The organism is Escherichia sp. HH26CH, from assembly GCF_009820205.1.
Lineage (GTDB): Bacteria > Pseudomonadota > Gammaproteobacteria > Enterobacterales > Enterobacteriaceae > Escherichia > Escherichia coli_F.
In genome coordinates this window covers 144022-162679 of sequence record NZ_VNXM01000012.1, presented here as the reverse complement: position 1 = coordinate 162679, position 18658 = coordinate 144022, and the positions used below count along the sequence as shown (strand labels likewise).

The 18658-nt window shown below is 50.4% G+C and carries 16 protein-coding genes; 1 reads left to right on the top strand and 15 read right to left on the bottom strand.

Going from position 1 to position 18658, the window contains the following annotated elements:
- Window position 1 precedes the first annotated feature (1 nt).
- The 10 genes from cheB to flhD all read right to left on the bottom strand — a co-directional run bounded on the left by cheB (window position 2) and on the right by flhD (window position 10747).
- Window positions 2-1051, bottom strand: a complete 1050-nt coding sequence (cheB, locus tag FQ015_RS02775) for a protein-glutamate methylesterase/protein glutamine deamidase (protein WP_000036371.1) — start codon at window positions 1049-1051, stop codon at window positions 2-4.
- 2 nt (window positions 1052-1053) lie between these two features.
- Window positions 1054-1914, bottom strand: coding sequence for a protein-glutamate O-methyltransferase CheR (gene cheR / locus FQ015_RS02770; RefSeq protein ID WP_039020713.1), 861 nt, complete (start codon window positions 1912-1914; stop codon window positions 1054-1056).
- 18 nt (window positions 1915-1932) lie between these two features.
- A complete protein-coding gene (gene tap, locus FQ015_RS02765; RefSeq protein WP_039020712.1) occupies window positions 1933-3534 on the bottom strand; it encodes a methyl-accepting chemotaxis protein IV in 1602 nt (533 codons plus the stop codon).
- Between the two features lie 45 nt (window positions 3535-3579).
- On the bottom strand, window positions 3580-5241 hold the full coding sequence (gene tar / locus FQ015_RS02760) for a methyl-accepting chemotaxis protein II (RefSeq protein WP_039020711.1): 1662 nt from the start codon (window positions 5239-5241) through the stop codon (window positions 3580-3582).
- Window positions 5242-5385: 144 nt separating this feature from the next.
- Window positions 5386-5889: a chemotaxis protein CheW gene (cheW, locus tag FQ015_RS02755; protein WP_000147302.1), complete on the bottom strand. Its 504-nt coding sequence runs from the start codon at window positions 5887-5889 to the stop codon at window positions 5386-5388.
- 20 nt (window positions 5890-5909) lie between these two features.
- A complete protein-coding gene (cheA, locus tag FQ015_RS02750; protein WP_160523680.1) occupies window positions 5910-7874 on the bottom strand; it encodes a chemotaxis protein CheA in 1965 nt (654 codons plus the stop codon).
- A gap of 4 nt (window positions 7875-7878) precedes the next feature.
- Window positions 7879-8805: a flagellar motor protein MotB gene (gene motB / locus FQ015_RS02745; RefSeq protein ID WP_000795625.1), complete on the bottom strand. Its 927-nt coding sequence runs from the start codon at window positions 8803-8805 to the stop codon at window positions 7879-7881.
- Window positions 8802-9689, bottom strand: coding sequence for a flagellar motor stator protein MotA (motA, locus tag FQ015_RS02740; protein ID WP_000906336.1), 888 nt, complete (start codon window positions 9687-9689; stop codon window positions 8802-8804). Before motA ends, motB begins: the two co-directional genes overlap by 4 nt.
- 126 nt (window positions 9690-9815) lie before the next feature.
- Window positions 9816-10394, bottom strand: a complete 579-nt coding sequence (gene flhC, locus FQ015_RS02735) for a flagellar transcriptional regulator FlhC (RefSeq protein ID WP_001291603.1) — start codon at window positions 10392-10394, stop codon at window positions 9816-9818.
- A gap of 2 nt (window positions 10395-10396) precedes the next feature.
- On the bottom strand, window positions 10397-10747 hold the full coding sequence (gene flhD / locus FQ015_RS02730; protein WP_001295647.1) for a flagellar transcriptional regulator FlhD: 351 nt from the start codon (window positions 10745-10747) through the stop codon (window positions 10397-10399).
- 781 nt (window positions 10748-11528) lie between these two features.
- Here flhD and uspC point away from each other — a divergent pair.
- Window positions 11529-11957 (top strand): universal stress protein UspC, encoded by a 429-nt coding sequence (gene uspC / locus FQ015_RS02725; RefSeq protein WP_000122421.1) that lies wholly within the window; start codon window positions 11529-11531, stop codon window positions 11955-11957.
- Window positions 11958-11963: 6 nt separating this feature from the next.
- Here uspC and otsA read toward each other — a convergent pair whose 3' ends face one another.
- The 5 genes from otsA to araF form a co-directional block, all read right to left on the bottom strand.
- The gene (gene otsA, locus FQ015_RS02720) at window positions 11964-13388 is read right to left on the bottom strand and encodes an alpha,alpha-trehalose-phosphate synthase (protein ID WP_001354736.1); all 1425 of its coding nucleotides are present in this window, start codon (window positions 13386-13388) and stop codon (window positions 11964-11966) included.
- Window positions 13363-14163: a trehalose-phosphatase gene (otsB, locus tag FQ015_RS02715; protein WP_137513644.1), complete on the bottom strand. Its 801-nt coding sequence runs from the start codon at window positions 14161-14163 to the stop codon at window positions 13363-13365. The genes otsA and otsB overlap by 26 nt, the downstream gene beginning before the upstream one ends.
- Window positions 14164-14329: 166 nt before the next feature.
- A complete protein-coding gene (araH, locus tag FQ015_RS02710; RefSeq protein ID WP_001306740.1) occupies window positions 14330-15316 on the bottom strand; it encodes an arabinose ABC transporter permease AraH in 987 nt (328 codons plus the stop codon).
- Between the two features lie 14 nt (window positions 15317-15330).
- Window positions 15331-16845, bottom strand: a complete 1515-nt coding sequence (gene araG / locus FQ015_RS02705) for an arabinose ABC transporter ATP-binding protein AraG (protein WP_001187824.1) — start codon at window positions 16843-16845, stop codon at window positions 15331-15333.
- A gap of 69 nt (window positions 16846-16914) precedes the next feature.
- Complete coding sequence (araF, locus tag FQ015_RS02700; RefSeq protein ID WP_039020707.1) at window positions 16915-17904, bottom strand: arabinose ABC transporter substrate-binding protein AraF; 990 nt, start codon at window positions 17902-17904, stop codon at window positions 16915-16917.
- Between the last annotated feature and the right edge of the window lie 754 nt (window positions 17905-18658).

Sequence of the window (18658 nt, the reverse complement as noted above, 5' to 3'; positions counted from 1 at the left end):
TTTAAATACGTATCGCCTGTCCGGCACTGATTTTCGCCAGCATTTGCTGGCTTACCTGGCTAAGATCGACCACTTCGCAAACACCACCCATATTGATGGCCTCGCGCGGCATGCCGAACACCACGCAACTTGCTTCGTTTTGTGCAAGGGTCCATGCTCCCGCCTGACGCATCGCCAACATTCCCGCCGCGCCGTCGTTGCCCATACCGGTCAGGATCACCCCAACCGCATTACGCCCCGCCTGTTTGGCGACAGAATGGAACAACACATCTACCGAAGGCCGATGACGGTTAACCGCCGGGCCGTCGTGAATTTTGATTTGATAATTTGCGCCACTACGCGCCAGCTCCATATGCCGATCGCCCGGCGCAATATAGGCATGCCCCGGCAAGACACGTTCTCCGTCTTCGGCTTCTTTAACCCCGATCTGGCAAAGCTTATTAAGTCTGTCGGCAAAAGAGCGGGTGAAACCGGGCGGCATATGCTGGGTAATTAACAGTGCCGGGCTGGAAAGCGGCAACGGTTGCAGGACGTGACGAATTGCCTCAGTTCCACCCGTTGAAGCACCAATCGCAATCAGTTTTTCAGAACTCAACAACGGCCCCGCTTTCAGCGTTGTCGGTGCCGACAATGGTTTATGTGCTGCAAGGCTCGCCTTTGCTGCTGTACGCACCTTTTCAGCAATCATTTCGCTATACGCCAGCATTCCTTCGCGAATACCCAGCTGCGGTTTGGTGACAAAATCTATCGCCCCCAGCTCCAGCGCGCGCAGCGTAACTTCTGACCCTTTGCCGGTCAGGGAAGAAACCATCACAACGGGCATTGGACGCAAACGCATTAATTTTTCGAGAAAATCCAGTCCGTCCATCCGCGGCATTTCAACATCCAGCGTCAATACATCGGGATTGAATTTCTTAATCAAATCACGCGCAACCAGCGGATCAGGGGCGGTCGCCACCATTTCCATGTCGCTATGGCTGTTGATGATTTCTGTCATGATCTGGCGCATTAGTGCCGAATCATCGACAGATAACACCCTGATTTTGCTCATCGTTAATCCTTATTTAGCGCATACACCGTCTGACCACGCAGCGTGAAGCGGCGCTCAAGGTGGCTAAAGTTTTCAGAGTGACCCGCAAACAGCAATCCGTCGGGTTTAAGGAGCGGAACAAAGCGGCGCAAAATCTCCTGCTGGGTAGTTTGATCGAAGTAGATCATGACGTTACGACAGAAGATCGCATCAAACGGCCCCGGCACGGTGTATTGTTTCGCCAGTAAATTCAGCGGGGCAAAATCAACATAGTTCGCCAGCTCCTGACGCACACGCACCAATCCTTCATGCGGTCCCGTCCCCCGCATGAAGTACCGCTGCAGTTGCTGCGGCGTCAGATTTTTCAGCTCTTCATGGCGATAAATACCGCTTCTGGCTTTTTCCAGCACCTCGGTGTCGATATCGCTGGCAAACACTTTCCAGCGTCCAGGCGCGGTGCCCAATGTGTCAGCCAGTGTCATCGCAATGCTGTACGGTTCTTCGCCGGTCGAAGCCGCCGCGCTCCATACGCGATACTCGCCAGAACGACGCCGGGCGTGATCCGCGAGCAGAGGAAAATGATGCGCCTCACGGTAAAAAGCCGTCAGATTCGTGGTCAGCGAATTGATAAACGCCTGCCACTCACCGCTGTGCTGATTAGATTCCAGCAAGTTCAAGTAATGGCCGAAATCCGTCAGTCCCAGCGAACGCAAACGACGAACCAGTCGGTTGTAAACCATGTCGCGTTTATGGTCGGCCAGGACGATCCCGGCTCGTTGATAGATCAATTGACTTATCCGCCGAAAATGCGCGTCGGAAAGCGCCAGGCGCTCGGTCATCTGTAACAATAAAGACGTTTGCCCACAGGGCAGAGATGAAGTCATAGCGCCTTCTCAATCACTTCAGGATACCACTGGCGCAATCTGTAACTGCGCCGACTCATGTCGTGCTACTTCATGTTCTTCAAGGGTAAATACCGCCACACGCGACGAAAGATGGTCAGCCTGGTTCGCCAGTTGTTCCGTTGCCGCCGCCGCTTCTTCTACCAGCGAGGCGTTCTGCTGAGTCACCTGATCCATCTGGCTGACAGCCTGTGCAACTTGTTCAATCCCACGCCGTTGTTCTTCCGACGCAGAGGCAATTTCTCCCATAATGTCGTTCACGCGGGTCACCGAACTGACAATATCGGTCATGGTCCCGGCGGCGTTATTCACCAGTTTCGAACCCTGCTGGACACGATTGACAGACTCTTCGATCAGTCCTTTGATCTCTTTTGCCGCCTGGGCGCTACGGCTGGCAAGATTGCGCACTTCACCTGCCACTACCGCAAAACCACGCCCCTGCTCTCCGGCGCGAGCCGCTTCCACTGCCGCATTCAGGGCCAGAATATTGGTCTGGAAAGCAATGCCGTCGATAACGCTGATAATGTCGCCAATTTTTTGCGAGCTGGTGGCGATTTCCTGCATGGTGTGAGTCATGGTACTGACCTGGACACCCCCCGCCTGCGCCGTTGTGGCGGCTTTTTTTGCCAGTTCCGACGCCTGTCGCGCGTTATCGGCGTTTTGCCCTACCGTGGCGGTTAATTGCTCCATACTGGCGGCCGTTTGTGACAACGATGCCGCCTGCTGTTCGGTACGACTTGAGAGATCGTTATTGCCTGCGACAATCTCCGCGATACCAATGTGCATCTCCTGGCTTCCCTTACGCACATCACTCACCGTCCCACGTAAAGCCTGCTGCATGGTCTTCAGGCTGGCAAAAATGGCGGTGATCTCATTGCGACCATATACCGCAATCGGACGCGCCAGATTACCCGCAGCAATGCTGTCAAAATGGCTACCGATGATGGCCAGTGGTTGAACAATCATCTTGCGCGTCCACCACAGCGCACTGCTGATGTAGAGCGCTGCAACAATAATCATGCTGATAAACACCAGCGCCGAAATCTGATAGTTACGCTGGCTTTGCGCACTGGCGGCTTCCAGCACATGGTTGATCTCCTGCTGCCAGGCCTCAAAGTTAACGTCAAACGCATTCTGTGATTCCTGCACCGGCGCAGTGAGGAAATCCGAAAGTTGATTACTTTCAAGCCAGGTCGCCTGATGTTCGAGATCGTTGTGCCAGCGGGCAAAACTTTTCTCCGTCTCTTTTTGCAACGCCCTGACGTGCTCGTTGCCCGCAGTCATCGCCATAAAACTTTTAAATAACGTAGAGGATTGCGTCAGACTGGCGCGCGCCGTCGTCATCAACGTTTTAATGTCATCTGCCGGATAGCTAAGCGCCGTCAGAGTGCCCGCTTTATTCAGCGCGGTGCTGGCCTGTAACATCACCGCCCGAGTTTGCGCTAATGCCGCACGTTGCTGATTGCTCTGCTCGACCTGATTCAATCGTTGCAAATCATCGCGAAATGCCCAAAAAGACATGCCGTTACTGCCAATCTGCAAGATCCCGCAGAGAATCAAAATTAAAAACAGCGTGGTCGAAATTCGAATACGATTAAACATCAACGCTCCCCATCAGGCGGCAATGACCGCGTTAGTCAATGCTCGTTAAAATGTTTCCCAGTTTGGATCTTGTTCAGCAATTCGCAGTCGTGGCTGTGCCGGTGGTTGCTCACTGGCAGGACGGGATGATGTTTGCGTTTTATTGGTGAGTGGGCTGGCTGCCAGATGGAACGCAGAAACCGCTTGTGTTAAACGACTGGCCTGTTCTTCCAGCGCAGCGGCGGCAGCAGCTGATTCCTGCACCAGCGATGCGTTCTGTTGCGTGACGCGATCCATTTCCGAAACCGCCAATGCGACTTGATCGATGCCGCGGCTCTGTTCATCTGATGCCGATGCAATTTCGCCCATAATGTCAGTCACGCGAGTGACAGCATTGACGATATTGTTCATTGTTTCCCCGGCGCTTTCGACCAGCACCGAACCGGTATCAACGCGTGAGACGGAGTCTTCAATAAGTGCTTTGATCTCTTTTGCCGCCTGGGCGCTGCGACTGGCAAGATTGCGCACTTCGCCCGCCACCACGGCAAAACCACGGCCCTGTTCACCCGCACGCGCGGCTTCAACAGCGGCATTCAGCGCCAGGATATTGGTCTGGAAGGCAATACCATCGATAACGCTGATAATGTCGGCGATTTTCTTCGAACTATCGGCAATCTCATGCATCGTTTTCACTACGCCATCCACTACTTTGCCGCCATGCTGGGCGGTGTCGGAGGCACTTTGCGCCAGTTGTGAGGCCTGGCGGGCGTTATCGGCATTTTGCTTCACCGTCGCGGTGAGTTGCTCCATGCTGGCAGCAGTTTCTTCCAGCGCGGATGCTTGCTGTTCAGTACGGGAAGAAAGATCGGTATTGCCCGCCGCAATTTCACGGGTGCCAGCATAGATGGCATCAGAGCCTTCGCGCACATGAGTGACGGTGTCAGTCAAAGAGCGTTGCATATGTGAAACGCTCTGCGCCAGGTCGCCCATTTCACTGCGCCCGTCAATGGTCAGGGTATTCGCCAGGTTACCACTGGCGATTTCGCGAATGTGAGCAATAATTTTTGCCAGCGGTGTAAGCAACATACGGCGAATGCCGTACCACGCCACCAGCAGAATCAATACCACCACCAGCGCAATAACCGCCAGTTGCCACTGGGCAAATCGATAATCATCTGCGTTGTCAGTGACGATATCGCGATACATTTTTTCACTGCTGAGGGCGTACTGAGCAAACGCTTCGCCCATTGCATTTTGCATTCCCTGGGTTGGCTGAGCGAAATAAGCTCCAGTATTGCCATAATCAAGATAATCAATCAGTTCAGTTAATGCTGTGTGATAGTTTTTATATTTTTCATCAATATTACGACTGGTAGCGACCATTTCAGGTAACGGCGCCATGCTTTTGAATTTTTTATAATGTGTCGCGGCCTGGGCCAAAGTTTTCCTGGCGCTATCGAGCAATTCAACTTTGGCGTTACTTTGTTGATTGGAGGAATCCATCATCATCCGCACCGCTGATCGACTCAGGTTAATGCGCGTTTGCAGCATTAAATCCCAGGTTGACGTCAGCTCGCCCTGCTGTTCCCGTAATTGATTGGAAACCACAAAGCTCTTCTGGCTATGGTGAAGGGAGGAAAAAAACAGACTGCCGGAAATAAGCTGTAACAGTGCGAATACCCCCAGCACCATTACCAACAGCGTGACTACGCGGATACGGTTAATCATAAGGCACCTTCCTGAAAACAAGTTGATCTCGTTATCGGCAAGAAGGAGGGAAACTTTATTGCTGATGCCACCCGCCGCGAAACTGAAATAAAAAACCCGATGCGCAGGTCATCGGGTTCATTGCAATTGAGGAAATCAGGAGAATTACGCCACTTCTGACGCCGCGCTATCTAACAGCGCCATCTCTTCGCTGTTCAGCAGTTTTTCGATGTTCACCAGAATCAACATGCGGTCGCCCAGTGCGCCCAGTCCAGTGAGATATTCTGTTGAAAGCGTCACGGCAAATTCCGGTGCCGGACGAATTTGCTCCGCCGTCAATGAAAGCACATCTGAGACGCCGTCAACCACGATGCCGACCACCCGCTGTCCGAGATTCAGGACGATAACTACCGTGTTGTCGTTATAGTCCACATCCACCTGGCTGAACTTAATTCGTAAGTCGACAATCGGCACAATAACACCGCGCAGATTAGTGACACCTTTGATAAACGCTGGCGTGTTTGCAATCCGTGTCACCTGATCGTAACCACGGATCTCCTGCACTTTCAGAATATCAATACCGTATTCTTCGTCACCAAGGGTAAATACCAGGAATTCCTGGCCTGACGGCTCGCTGGCCAGCTTTGTTACATTCGTCATACCGGTCATATTGTTACCTTTTTACTCATTCAGGCGGCGGTGTTCGCCATACGTTGTTCGCGGTTTATCGCCTGCAAGGCGGAGACATCAACAATCAGTGCCACGCTGCCGTCGCCAAGAATGGTCGCAGCAGAAATGCCGGGGACTTTGCGATAGTTACTTTCAAGGTTTTTAACCACAACCTGGTGTTGACCGATTAGTTGATCCACCAGCAAGGCGTAGCGGCGACCGCCACTTTGCAGGATCACCACAATTCCCTGGGTGGCTTCGGTTTTCGCGCCCGCGACGTTGAATACTTTCCACAATTCAACGATGGGCAGATATTCACCACGCACTTCCAGCACCCGCTCGCCGCCTGCCAGTGGATGGAGATCAGCTTCACGGGGTTGCAGTGATTCCATGACCGCATTCAGCGGCAGAATGAAAACTTCATCCGCAACGCGTACGGACATGCCGTCGAGGATTGCCAGCGTCAGCGGCAGTAAAATGCGGATGGTAGTACCTGTGCCCTGCTTCGACTGGATTTCGACATGCCCCCCCATCTCCTGGATATTACGTTTAACGACATCCATACCGACGCCGCGCCCGGAGACGTCGGTGACCTGTTCCGCAGTGGAGAAGCCAGGCGCAAATATCAGCATCGCGACTTCGTCGTCGCTCATGTTTTCGCTGACAGTCAAACCTTGCGAGGCCGCTTTTGCCAGAATTCGCTCACGGTTTAGCCCCGCACCATCATCGGTCACTTCAATGCAAATGTTGCCGCCCTGATGTTCGGCAGACAGAATTAAATTTCCGACACTGTTTTTACCTGCGGCGAGCCGTTTTTCTGGCAGTTCAATACCGTGATCGAGGCTATTGCGTACCAGGTGGGTCAGCGGATCGATAATGCGTTCTATCAGGCTCTTGTCGAGTTCAGTGGAACTGCCCACCAGCGTCAGTTCTACCTGCTTGCCGAGTTTTCCCGCCAGATCTCGCACCAGGCGGGGATAGCGACTAAAGACATACTCCATCGGCATCATACGAATCGACATCACTGATTCCTGCAAATCACGAGCGTTACGTTGTAACTGCCCCATGCTGGTAATCAAATCACCATGATTAACCGGGTCCAGTTCGCTGGAACGCTGGGCAAGCATGGACTGGGTGATGACCAGCTCGCCGACGAGGTTAATTAATTGATCAACCTTTTCTACCGCTACACGGATGCTGGTGGATTCACTGCTGCGCGTCGTTTTTTCCCGCTCCACGCGACCGGTTGGCGCTTGTTCGGCTGCCAGTTTAAGCACTGGTGGGGGGGATATTTTTGGCGCGACTTCTACTGTTTCAAAGGTAATCTGATCGGCCTCGATCACAAAACAGAGTACCGCTGTGATGTCATCTTCGGCAATGTCGCCCGGTAATATTGCCGAGAGAGAATCCGCCCCCTTTACCACGTCAGTTAGGGTTGTCAGATGTCCCAGCTCTTCTTCCAGCAGGTCGACTTCCCCGGCCTTCAGGCGCGAGAGGATAATTCGACGCGGTGACTGACAGCGACTCTGCTCATCTTGCGGTTCACTTTTGGCAACCACACTTAATCGGGTCACTGCGGATGGCGTTTCGCCTTTCGCTTCTAATGCCAGTTGACGCAAGGCCTGGCAGATATAATCGAAGCTGGCGGCATCCGGCTCTTGCGACTGTTTATAAGCGTCGAGCTGTTCTTGCATGATGTCCTTCGTTTCCAAAAACAGATTGATAATGTCGGTGTTGAGTTGCATCTCACCTCGTCTGGCTTCATCGAGCAGGTTTTCCATCAGATGCGTGGTTTCCTGCAAAACGCTGAAGCCAAAAGTTCCTGCCCCTCCTTTGATCGAGTGGGCAGCCCGAAAGATGGCATTCAATTGTTCGGCATCTGGCGCTTCCGGCTGCAAAACCAGCAGATGCTGCTCCATATCAGCCAACAGTTCGTCCGCTTCATCAAAAAAAGTCTGATAAAAATCGCTTATATCCATGCTCACGCTGTCACCTCGGTTCGGCTGATGGCATTGTGGGAACACTGACCTGTGGTGCAACCTCAGGTTTTTCCAGGGCGCTTACTGGCTCATTCTGGCTTTCGGCGTTTTCATGCAAAATGGCCTGTTCGGCTTGTTTGTTCAGTACCAGCAGGCTGATGCGACGGTTGACAGCATCATCAGGACCGCGATCGCTTAAGCGCATCGTTGCCGCCATGCCGACGACACGTAACACTTTGCCGCCATCCAATCCGCCAACCATCAGTTCGCGGCGGGATGCATTGGCCCGATCGGCAGAAAGCTCCCAGTTGCTATATCCTTTCTCACCACTGGCGTAAGGGAAATCATCGGTATGACCCGAAAGGCTAATACGGTTGGGAATACCATTCAAAACGGGCGCGATGGCGCGCAGAATGTCGCGCATATAGGGTTCGACGTCGGCACTGCCGGTTCTGAACATCGGGCGATTCTGGCTATCGATGATCTGAATACGTAGACCTTCCTGGACCAGATCGATTTTGAGATGTGGACGTAACGCCCGCAGTTTCGGATCGGATTCAATCAACTGGTCGAGATCGCCACGCAATTTCCGCAATCGACTTTGCTCCATGCGTTTTTTCAGCTCTTCGATGTTCGGCTGCTTATTCACTTCCCCCTGGCTTTGGGTGTAATCATCACCCCCACCGGGAATTGGGCTTTCACTATTAGAAATGCGATCGCCGCCCGTAACCGCAGTCGCCAGTGGAGTCCGGAAGTACTCCGCAATCTGAATCAGCTCTTTTGGGCTGGAGATGGAGATTAGCCACATCACCAGAAAAAAGGCCATCATCGCGGTCATAAAGTCGGCATAAGCAATCTTCCACGATCCATGTGCTGCCCCGTGGCTTTTGGCTTTGCGTCGTTTGACGACAATAATCGGATGCGCTTGATTCTTCATGCTTCCTCGGTTGTCGTCTGTTGTTGCGGATTTTTCACCGCACGCACATGCTCTTCCAGTTCAATAAACGACGGACGTTCGCTGGAATAGAGCGTTTTGCGACCAAACTCAACGGCGATAGGCGGTGCGTAACCGTTCAGATTAGAAAGCAGTGTGACTTTCACGCATTGCATCATTTTGCTGGTTTCGGCGCTTTTCTGACGTAAAACACTCGCTAATGGGGAAATAAATCCGTAAGCCAATAAAATACCGAGGAAAGTCCCCACCATCGCATGTGCGATAAGCGCCCCCAGCTCGGCGGCAGGACGATCGGCTGAACCTAACGCGTGAACGACCCCCATCACAGCCGCGACAATACCAAACGCCGGAAGTGAGTCCCCGACCAATGCCAGACTGTTCGCCGGGACTTCTGCTTCGCTTTCGTGCGTCTCAATCTCTTCATCCATCAGGGCTTCAATTTCGAAGGTATTCATGTGACCGCTGATAATCAGGCGCAGATAATCGACGATAAAATCAAGCATGACGCTATCCGCAAGGATGCGTGGGTAGCTGGCGAAGATCTCGCTCTCACGGGGATTTTCAATATCGCGTTCCAACGAAAACATCCCCATCTGCCGCGATTTCGCCATCAACCGATAAAGCAGAGCCAGCAGATCCATATACATTGCTTTGGTATATTTGGAGCGACGAAATAGCAACGGCAGCGCCTTCAGCGTGCCTTTAATCGCTTTGCCATTATTGCCGACGATAAACGACCCAATCCCTGCACCGGCAATAATCACCAGTTCAGCGGGTTGATAGAGTGCTCCAAGGCTTCCACCGGTCATCAGATAACCGCCGAAAACTGTACCGAGAACAACCAGGTAACCTAATAAGATAAGCACGACATCATCCTTCCACTGTTGACCATGACAGGATGTTCAGTCGTCAGACGTTAACGCGCGATTGGGGCAAAAAAAAGCAGCGGTACGTCGTTACCGCTGCTGGAATGTTTCGCCACACCGTATCAGTTAAACAGCCTGTACTCTCTGTTCATCCAGCAGTTGTGGGATAATATCGGCAGGATTCTGGGAAAGTTTACGTCTTTTTACTGCCCGGGATGGCGGCTGACATAAGCTGCAGGCAAAGCTGCCAACAGGCTGGTGAGCGTGGGTAATAAAATTGCCGCCGCAGCAGTTGCAGCTGGAAAGTTGCAGTAATCCACTTTCAACAAACCGTACCAATGTCCAGGCACGGGTTAATGCCAGTAGCGGTCCTTCTTCTGCTTGCGGGCACTGTTCAAGGTATAAACGGTAGGCTTTGATTACCGCATCGACGCCATTACACAAGCCGGTTTTCAGTAAAAACTGCCATGCGTTACAGAACATCGAAGCATGAACGTTTTGTTCCCAGGTCATAAACCAGTCGGTTGAGAATGGCAGCATGCCTTTCGGCGGTGGGCTTCCGCGCAGTTCTTTATAGAGTTTTATCAGGCGTCCGCGACTTAACTGTGTTTCGCTTTCCAGCATCTGCAAACGAGCGCCCAGGGTGATCAATTCCATTGCCAGCTGAATATCCCGCGCTTCCTGAACAATGCTTTTTTCACTCATGATCACGCCCTTTTCTTGCGCAGCGCTTCTTCAGGCTGATTAACATCATTCAGCAAGCGTGTTGAGAGCATGATGCCGGTATGAATTTGCTGGAGATCGTCAACGCGGGAATCTTGCGTCAACTGAGTAATCGTCTGGTGGCTGTCAAAACGGAAGTGACAAACCAGTTGATTGGTTTCTGCCAGCTTAACCATTTGCGGAAGAGTCAGTGCCGCTAACGTTGTCGCCATTTCTTCATTTATGCCGAGACGAAACATTGCGGACGCTTTGTCCTGAACAATCAGACGCTGTGCAAGTAGTAAATATGACAAGTTGATGTCATAAATGTGTTTCAGCAACTCGGAGGTATGCATTATTCCCACCCAGAATAACCAACTTTATTTTTATGCGGTATCACCGCACCCCGTGATGTCGCCGGGAAGCCCCGGTAAAAAGTAATTAGCATTAGAATAGTTGCGATAAGCTGCAATAAAACAGCCCCACCTTATTGGGTTTAATAGGTCCTTACAAATAGAGGGGGTACTTTACACTTATCTAAGATTTTTCCTAAATCGACGCAACTGTACTCGTCACTACACGCACATACAACGGAGGGGTACTGCGATTTTCAATAATGTGTGATGCAGATCACATAAAACACTCAATTACTTAACATAAATGTATAAGTCATACTTTTGTTTTGGGTGTATTTCAATCTGTTAAAAAGTTTTTCACACCGATGGTAAGCAAAAGTGAAACCGTAATAATCGAAATGAGATGTTTCGCACAGTTAAAATAACTCACCGTAAATAATCATCTGCTATAAATAATTGGTCAAATGCCAAATCAGTTAATCTATTTACAAACAGGCACTTACAACACAATATACTGATTTAAGGCAAAGACAGGCAACAACCCACTTAATGTTAACGAAATGTTTTATATATATTACCCATTTGTTTAATAAGGGGAATTAGTACATTTTTTCCTTATAATAACAATTGAAATTATATGATTGCTGGGCGTCATTGATTAATTATTTTTACTAATAACCAAGCTAATATTTACCTGTTTGACTGAGTTCGAATTGCGTCCTTCCTCCATTAGGAGTAAAGCTTTAATGTCACCTGAAGTTCACAGAATAAGGAACAGGTTATGAGCTATAGCAATATTCTTGTCGCCGTTGCGGTTACACCGGAAAGTCAGCAACTGCTAGCAAAAGCGGTATCTATCGCCAGGCCAGTAAAGGGACACATCAGTTTAATTACTCTCGCTTCCGACCCGGAAATGTACAATCAATTAGCCGCGCCGATGCTTGAAGATTTACGCAGCGTGATGCAGGAAGAAACGCAAAGCTTTCTTGATAAGTTAATTCAGGATGCGGGGTATCCCGTTGACGAGACGTTTATTGCCTACGGTGAGTTAAGCGAACATATTCTGGAGGTTTGTCGCAAACATCATTTCGATTTGGTGATTTGCGGTAATCACAATCACAGTTTCTTTTCGCGAGCATCCTGCTCGGCGAAAAGAGTGATTGCCTCAAGTGAGGTCGATGTGCTGTTAGTTCCACTTACGGGAGATTAACCGCACTTACGCAAGCTTAGGAAAGGTAGCAACTTTATCGCGCTGCTGGCTTTCCGCGCTTCGCGGAACTATCTGCTTTAGGTCGCTAATGAAGCACTCCTGCCAGTGGTTAATATCGTTTTTCACGATAACGTCCAGCATTTCTGCATGACGGGAAATACGTTCCGCCAGCGACATAGTCAATGCACGATCCAGCGCAGCTGCAACTTCGTCACGATCGTAGGGATTAACAATTAACGCCGACGTTAACTCGTTTGCCGCTCCCGCAAATTGCGAAAGAACAAGTACGCCCGGGTTGGCTGGGTCCTGAGCGGCAACATACTCTTTTGCCACCAGGTTCATCCCGTCACGCAGTGGCGTCACTAAGCCCACGTCAGAGTAACGGAATATTTTCATCAGTAATTTACGGTCAAAATGCTGATTCAAATAATAAAGCGGCGTCCAGCCTAATTGCCCATATTTACCATTAATTCGTCCGGCTTCATTTTCGAGCTGATGACGAATATCCTGATAGGCTTGCACATCACCACGCGACGTTGGCGCGATCTGGGTATAACGAATTTTACCGTGATGTTGCGGATATTTTTCCAGTAACGCTTCATAGGCGAGAAAACGCTCCGGCAGACCTTTGGAATAATCCAGTCGTTCAACAGAAAAGATGTTCTGTACGTTTTTCAGTTCCGCTTTGAGTTGCGCCAGTTTTGGCGGCAGTGGTCCGGCTGCCTGTTTCGCTATTTCTTTCGGTTCAATGCCGATCGGGTAAACTTCTGTTCGAAACGCTTTGCCGCAGGCCGTATGGCTTTTTGCGCTACGCGTCGTGACACGGGTCAGGTTAGAAAGGCAATCCAGGAACGCCAGACGATCGTTTTCTGTCTGGAAACCCAGCAAATCATAATCACAAAGCTGTTCAAGCAAGGTGTCATATGTCGGCAGCGCGTTGAAGATTTCCGGCGTCGGGAATGGAATATGCAAAAAGAAACCAATGCGATTATTCACCCCTCTTTTGCGTAATTCATGCGCAAAGGGCAACAGGTGATAATCGTGGATCCAGATAATGTCATCGTCTTGCAGGAGCGGCAATAATTTATCTGCCAGCATTGCATTTACGCGTAGGTAGCCATCCCAGGCAGGACGCTGAAATTGCACCAGATCGAGGCGATAATGAAAAGCAGGCCAGAGAACGGCATTGGAGAATTGGTTGTAGTATTCGTCAAGGTCCTGTTCGCTGAGGTTAAAAGAGGCCCACGTAATGTTACCCTTTTTCACCTTTTTTAGTGGCTGATCCTCATTTCCTGTTTCGCCACTCCAGCCAAACCACAGTCCACCTGCGGCTTTCAGTGCCCCCAGTATGCCAACGGCAAGGCCACCGGCACTGGCGGCGTGCTCATCTGGTGGTGCAATCCGGTTAGATACTACGACTAAACGACTCATAGTCATCACTCCTGTTATTTTCTCTTTTTTGTTGTAATGCGGTGGTTATCATTTCAAGCCAGCTCCAGACATCCGGCACGCCCGCCAGTCGCCATGATGCCTGAGTTGCGCCTGTGCCAATTTTTACTGACATTCCGCCCTGCCGGTTAACGACAGCGAAGCCAGATTCATCGGTTAAATCATCGCCCAGAAATACCGGCGTTCGCCCGATAAAGGGAGCTTCCTGCATAAAGGCAGCAATCGCCTCACCTTTACTGGTGCCTCGCGGCTTGATCTCGACAACACACTTTCCCTGCTGTAACGCCATTTGTGGCCAGATCTGGGTAATACGTTGCGCTAATGTCATTAATGCGTCTTCATGCTGCGGAGCCTGACGATAATGCAGCGCAAAGGCCATCCCTTTCGTCTCCAGCTCCGCGCCGGGAAGCTGGGCGATAGCCGTATGCAGTTGCACGCTAATATCACGCGCAATCGCATCCGGCAGATGAACGATATGCGTTTTACCATTGATGTCACGGCGCTCCGCCCCATGCACGCCCGCTAACGGGAAGCGATAAGGTTTTGCCAAAGCGTCAAGCTCTACCATTGAGCGCCCTGATATCAATGCCAATGCACCATCACTTGCGGTTGCCAGTAGCTGAAGTCCTTGCAGAATATTGTCAGGCACGAGCACCTGATCGGGATGCGGTTTAATTTCCGCCAGCGTTCCATCGAGATCAAAAAACCAGGCATATTTCGCGGATAGTTCAGGGGTTTCGGTTAACGGTTCTGTCACCCGGTTCTCCTCCTTCTCTTTTCTTATTGTGTTGCGCAGAACGCGCTTTACAGACATGTAAGTATAGACAGTGTGACGGGGGTCGCCATTTGCAATGAAGAACAGCCAACCGTTGTGGCGGCTGGCTGTGGTGGGAAAAAACGCTAAATTGTTGCAGAAAAAAGCATCAAACAGTACGTTTCGCTTTTTGCTTGTAACGGTCGAAGATCACCGCTGCCAGCAGGATTAAGCCGCGAACCACGTACTGGGCGAAAGGAGAAATATTAAGCAGGTTCATGGCGTTTTCCACGGTGCCTAAAATTAAGATACCCGCCACCACATATGAGATTTTTCCGATGCCACCTTTCAGAGAAACGCCACCTAAAACGCAGGCGGAGATAACAATCAGCTCATAACCAATCGACGTCATTGGCTGCCCACTGGTCATACGTGAAGCCAGAATAATTCCGGCTATCGCTGATACCAGACCAGAGAGAACAAAGATAATAATTTTGGTGCGAACAACCGGTACACCCGCCAGACGCGCAGCCTCTTCGTTACCGCCAATCGCCAGGGTGTTACGCCCAAAGGTGGTTTTATTCAACAGCAAACCAAAGACAATCAGACACGCGACGGTAAGCCAGATTGGCGCAGGCAGACCGAACCAGTTGGCGTAACCAAGGGCAAAGAAGCTTTCATCTTCGATACCGACCGCTTTACCGTCTGAAATGATGTACGCCAGACCTCTAACAATCTGCATCGTTGCCAGTGTCGTGATCAGGGCATTTATTTTCAGTTTGGCGATAACAAAGCCATTGACCAGACCACAGAGAACGCCCAGCAACAAACCCGCTGCCACGCCAATCCACAGGCTTTCAGTCAGGTTGATAACCACCGCCGTGGTGACACCCGCACAGGCAATTACGGAGGCGACAGAAAGGTCAAAGTCACCGGAAGCAAGGCAGAACAACATGCCACACGCCACCATCCCCGACATAGAAATTGCCAGGCCCAACCCTTTCATATTAATGAAGGTGGCAAAATTTGGGACAAAAATGGCACAGGCGATAAAAAGCACCGCAAACACCACCAGCATGCCGTACTGATCCCAGATACGCCCAAAGCTGAAAGACGACTTAGGTGCGCCAGAACCCGATGTAGAAACAGAAGACATCATACTCTCCTTACTCAGGCAACTGCCTGGCTGACTTTAGGCATCGCAAGGCTTAATGCCTGACGCTCATCTGCCTGCTCGTGTAACAATTCACCGGCGATTTCGCCTTCCCGCATCACCACAATCCGGTCGGCAACTCCGAGGACTTCAGGTAAGTCGCTGGAGGCAAACAGCACCGCCACGCCCTGCGCTGCCAGCGCATAAATCACGTTGTAAATTTCATGCTTAGCACCAACATCAATGCCGCGCGTAGGTTCATCCAGCAAAATGACCTTCATCTCTTCCGATAACCAGCGACCCAGAATGGCTTTTTGCTGATTTCCGCCTGAAAGATTCATGATCAGTTGCTCTGCGCCCGGCGTTTTGATGTTGAGCGAACGAATGTGGTGATCGGCATTGTTTTCTTCCCAACCGTTGTTGATTACACAACCGCCGAGCACATGTTTGCGTCTGGCACTGATGTTGATATTGTCGCGAACGGAGTGCACAGGAATAATGCCTTCCGCTTTGCGATCTTCCGGGCAGAGCATCATGCCTGCGGCAATAGCGTGGCTCGGTTTACGAATATCAATCGGCCGTTGGTCGATATAAACCTGACCGGCGGTGATTTGCGTACCGCCAAACATGCCTTTCATTAATTCGCTACGCCCTGCCCCGACCAGACCAAACAGACCGACAATTTCTCCACTGCGAACCGCCAGACTTATTGGCGTACGCACGCCTGGTGCTTTCACAGCATCAAGACGCAGCCGCTCCTCGCCATAACTACGCGGTTGCCAACCGTAGATATCGCCGATGTCGCGCCCGACCATCGCCTGCACCAGGGCGTCGTGGTCAACCTGCTGCATATCAGTAAAGGTTTTGACATAACGCCCATCTTTAAAGACGGTGATGGCATCGCTGAGGGCAAATATTTCTTCCATACGGTGAGAAACGTATAAGATCACCCGCCCCTCTTTTCGCAGTTCACGAATAACGCGGAAAAGATTGTCGATTTCACGGGCAGAGAGGGAGCTGGTTGGCTCATCAAAGGCGATAATTTTGGCGTTACGCGCCAGCGCTTTGGCAATTTCAACCATCTGCCACTGACCAATGGAGAGATATTTCAGCGGCGTGTCCGGGTCAATATCCATACCAAGATGTTTAAGTTGTAAACCCGCCTCATAATTCAGCAATGAGCGATTCACAATGCCGCCTTTATGCGGCAGCTGGCCGAGATAGATGTTTTCCGCGACGGTCATTTCCGGCACGAGATGCAGTTCCTGGTAAATAATCGCCACACCCGCGTTAAGTGCTGCGGTCGTGTCGGAAAAGGACATTTCCTGCCCATTAATCACTACAGAACCCGTGGTTGGCGCATAGTTGCCGCTGAGGATTTTTAAGAGAGTTGATTTTCCTGCGCCATTTTCACCCATCAACGCATGAACCTGACCGGCATAGCAGTCAAAACTAATATCCGTCAGCGCCTTAACGCCGGGAAACGTTTTACCGATGCCGCGAAATGAGAGATACGGGGTAGACTGTTGCATAACGTCTCCGTGAATCACTGGTCGTTCACACCCCCTCTGCATCATGCAGAGGGGAATTTTTTCGGCAGATTACTTACCGCCTAACCCTTTTTTCTCCAGTTCTTCTTTAAAGTTGTCACGCGTGATCAGCACCACGTCGGTAACTTCGGTGAATTTGGTCGGTTCGACACCTTTTGCGACCCAGTTGTAAAGCATTTCGCTGGACTTATAACCATGTACGTCCGGGCTTGGCAGCAGTGATCCGTAGAAGCCGGTTGCCTGTGCCTTAGACAGTTCGCTCACCGCATCTACACCGTTAATACCGATACCGATAATATCGGCCGCTTTAAAGCCCTGACCTTCCGTCGCGCGTACGCCGCCCAGCACGGTGCTGTCGTTCATACCGACGATCAGCCAATGTTTAACTTCCGGATGTTGAACCAGCATTGAGTTGGCAGCGTCAAATGCCCCCGGGATGTCGTTAGATTTGGTAGGTACCTGATAAATTTGTTTTTCCGGGAATCCTGCAGCTTTCAGCGCATCCATAGAACCCGTAGTACGGCGACGAGCCGTATCCAGTTCGTTGGAGGTAATCGCCATCACCGCGCTTTCTTTGACACCCCAGCCACGTTTCTGCATCTCTTTATACAGTTCCTGGCCCTGACGTTCGCCAATTTTGGTCGCTGCCATCATCACCAGCGGAACGGTATCCATTGGCTTGCCTTTGGCGTTAACAAACTGGTCATCCACGGCAATGACTTTCATATCGTAGCCACGCGCTTTCGCCACGATGGCAGAGCCGAGTTTCGGGTCCGGAGTACAAATAACGAAACCTTTCGCGCCACTGGCAGCCAGGCTGTCGATAGCGTTCAATGTTTTTTCGCCATCCGGCACGGCAATCTTAATAACTTCAAACCCTAAATCCTTCCCGGCTTTATCGGCAAACTTCCATTCGGTCTGGAACCACGGCTCTTCCGGTTGCTTCACCAGGAAACCGAGCTTCAGGTTCTCCGCCATAGCGGATTGTGACATAACGGCTGCCAGACCAATGGCTGCCAGGGCTTTAGTAAATTTGTGCATGGTTCTCTCCAGCTTTAGTGTCGTTTTGTGTAGGGCAAAAACGAATGACTTTCGTTAAATTAATCGGAAAACAAAGCATTACCTTTTAACTAAAAGATAAGTGACCGTGTTGACATAGTTTTAGCGAGAAATTAATTCTCCATAGGAGAGCAATATCACATCGCAGAATTACAGTGAGAACGTGCATAAATTTAGCGGGAAAAGACATAAGGAAAAGCTTATTTGTCAGACAAATCACCGAGCGCGCAGCAGATTAATCCATAAGATTAGCCTGGAAATCCTTGTTGTCTTTGGTACCCATGCGGGATGTCTTCTTTTTAACCAGTCAATAGGCTGCATTACCTGGCGTTGAGTTTTTGAAATGGTGTAATAACCGCAACTCAAAGATGTGGAAAATGAGCGTCATTCATTTCGCCATTAATTATCACCGTGCTCATTAATTAACAGAACACGTATACTGAGAGCCATATCGCAAAAATGAAAAAACGTTTTAAAAAATCATTGCTTCATCATGAATTCAAATCCCCCTATTAATATCAACAAGATACAAAAAGCATCATCATTAAAATTCATTGCAGTTACATTGATTTCATCAATGAAATGTAAAAATATATAAACTTGATGATTTAAGCATTTTCTTATACCCGTTCAGACGTTATTCTTATTTCAGATCATCGTCAGAATTGACTCCACGATCACATTTCGGACCGGCAGAAAGGAATTATTCTGCAAACAGTAATTATGGTGTTTTGAT

Excerpts from the sequence above, each read along its gene's own strand:
- uspC (WP_000122421.1), top strand. The coding sequence starts at position 11,529 with ATGAGCTATAGCAATATTCTTGTCGCCGTTGCGGTTACACCGGAAAGT.
- cheB (WP_000036371.1), bottom strand. The coding sequence starts at position 1,051 with ATGAGCAAAATCAGGGTGTTATCTGTCGATGATTCGGCACTAATGCGC.
- araH (WP_001306740.1), bottom strand. The coding sequence starts at position 15,316 with ATGTCTTCTGTTTCTACATCGGGTTCTGGCGCACCTAAGTCGTCTTTC.
- tar (WP_039020711.1), bottom strand. The coding sequence starts at position 5,241 with ATGATTAACCGTATCCGCGTAGTCACGCTGTTGGTAATGGTGCTGGGG.
- cheW (WP_000147302.1), bottom strand. The coding sequence starts at position 5,889 with ATGACCGGTATGACGAATGTAACAAAGCTGGCCAGCGAGCCGTCAGGC.
- araG (WP_001187824.1), bottom strand. The coding sequence starts at position 16,845 with ATGCAACAGTCTACCCCGTATCTCTCATTTCGCGGCATCGGTAAAACG.
- araF (WP_039020707.1), bottom strand. The coding sequence starts at position 17,904 with ATGCACAAATTTACTAAAGCCCTGGCAGCCATTGGTCTGGCAGCCGTT.
- flhC (WP_001291603.1), bottom strand. The coding sequence starts at position 10,394 with ATGAGTGAAAAAAGCATTGTTCAGGAAGCGCGGGATATTCAGCTGGCA.
- tap (WP_039020712.1), bottom strand. The coding sequence starts at position 3,534 with ATGTTTAATCGTATTCGAATTTCGACCACGCTGTTTTTAATTTTGATT.
- flhD (WP_001295647.1), bottom strand. The coding sequence starts at position 10,747 with ATGCATACCTCCGAGTTGCTGAAACACATTTATGACATCAACTTGTCA.
- cheR (WP_039020713.1), bottom strand. The coding sequence starts at position 1,914 with ATGACTTCATCTCTGCCCTGTGGGCAAACGTCTTTATTGTTACAGATG.
- motB (WP_000795625.1), bottom strand. The coding sequence starts at position 8,805 with ATGAAGAATCAAGCGCATCCGATTATTGTCGTCAAACGACGCAAAGCC.
- otsA (WP_001354736.1), bottom strand. The coding sequence starts at position 13,388 with ATGAGTCGTTTAGTCGTAGTATCTAACCGGATTGCACCACCAGATGAG.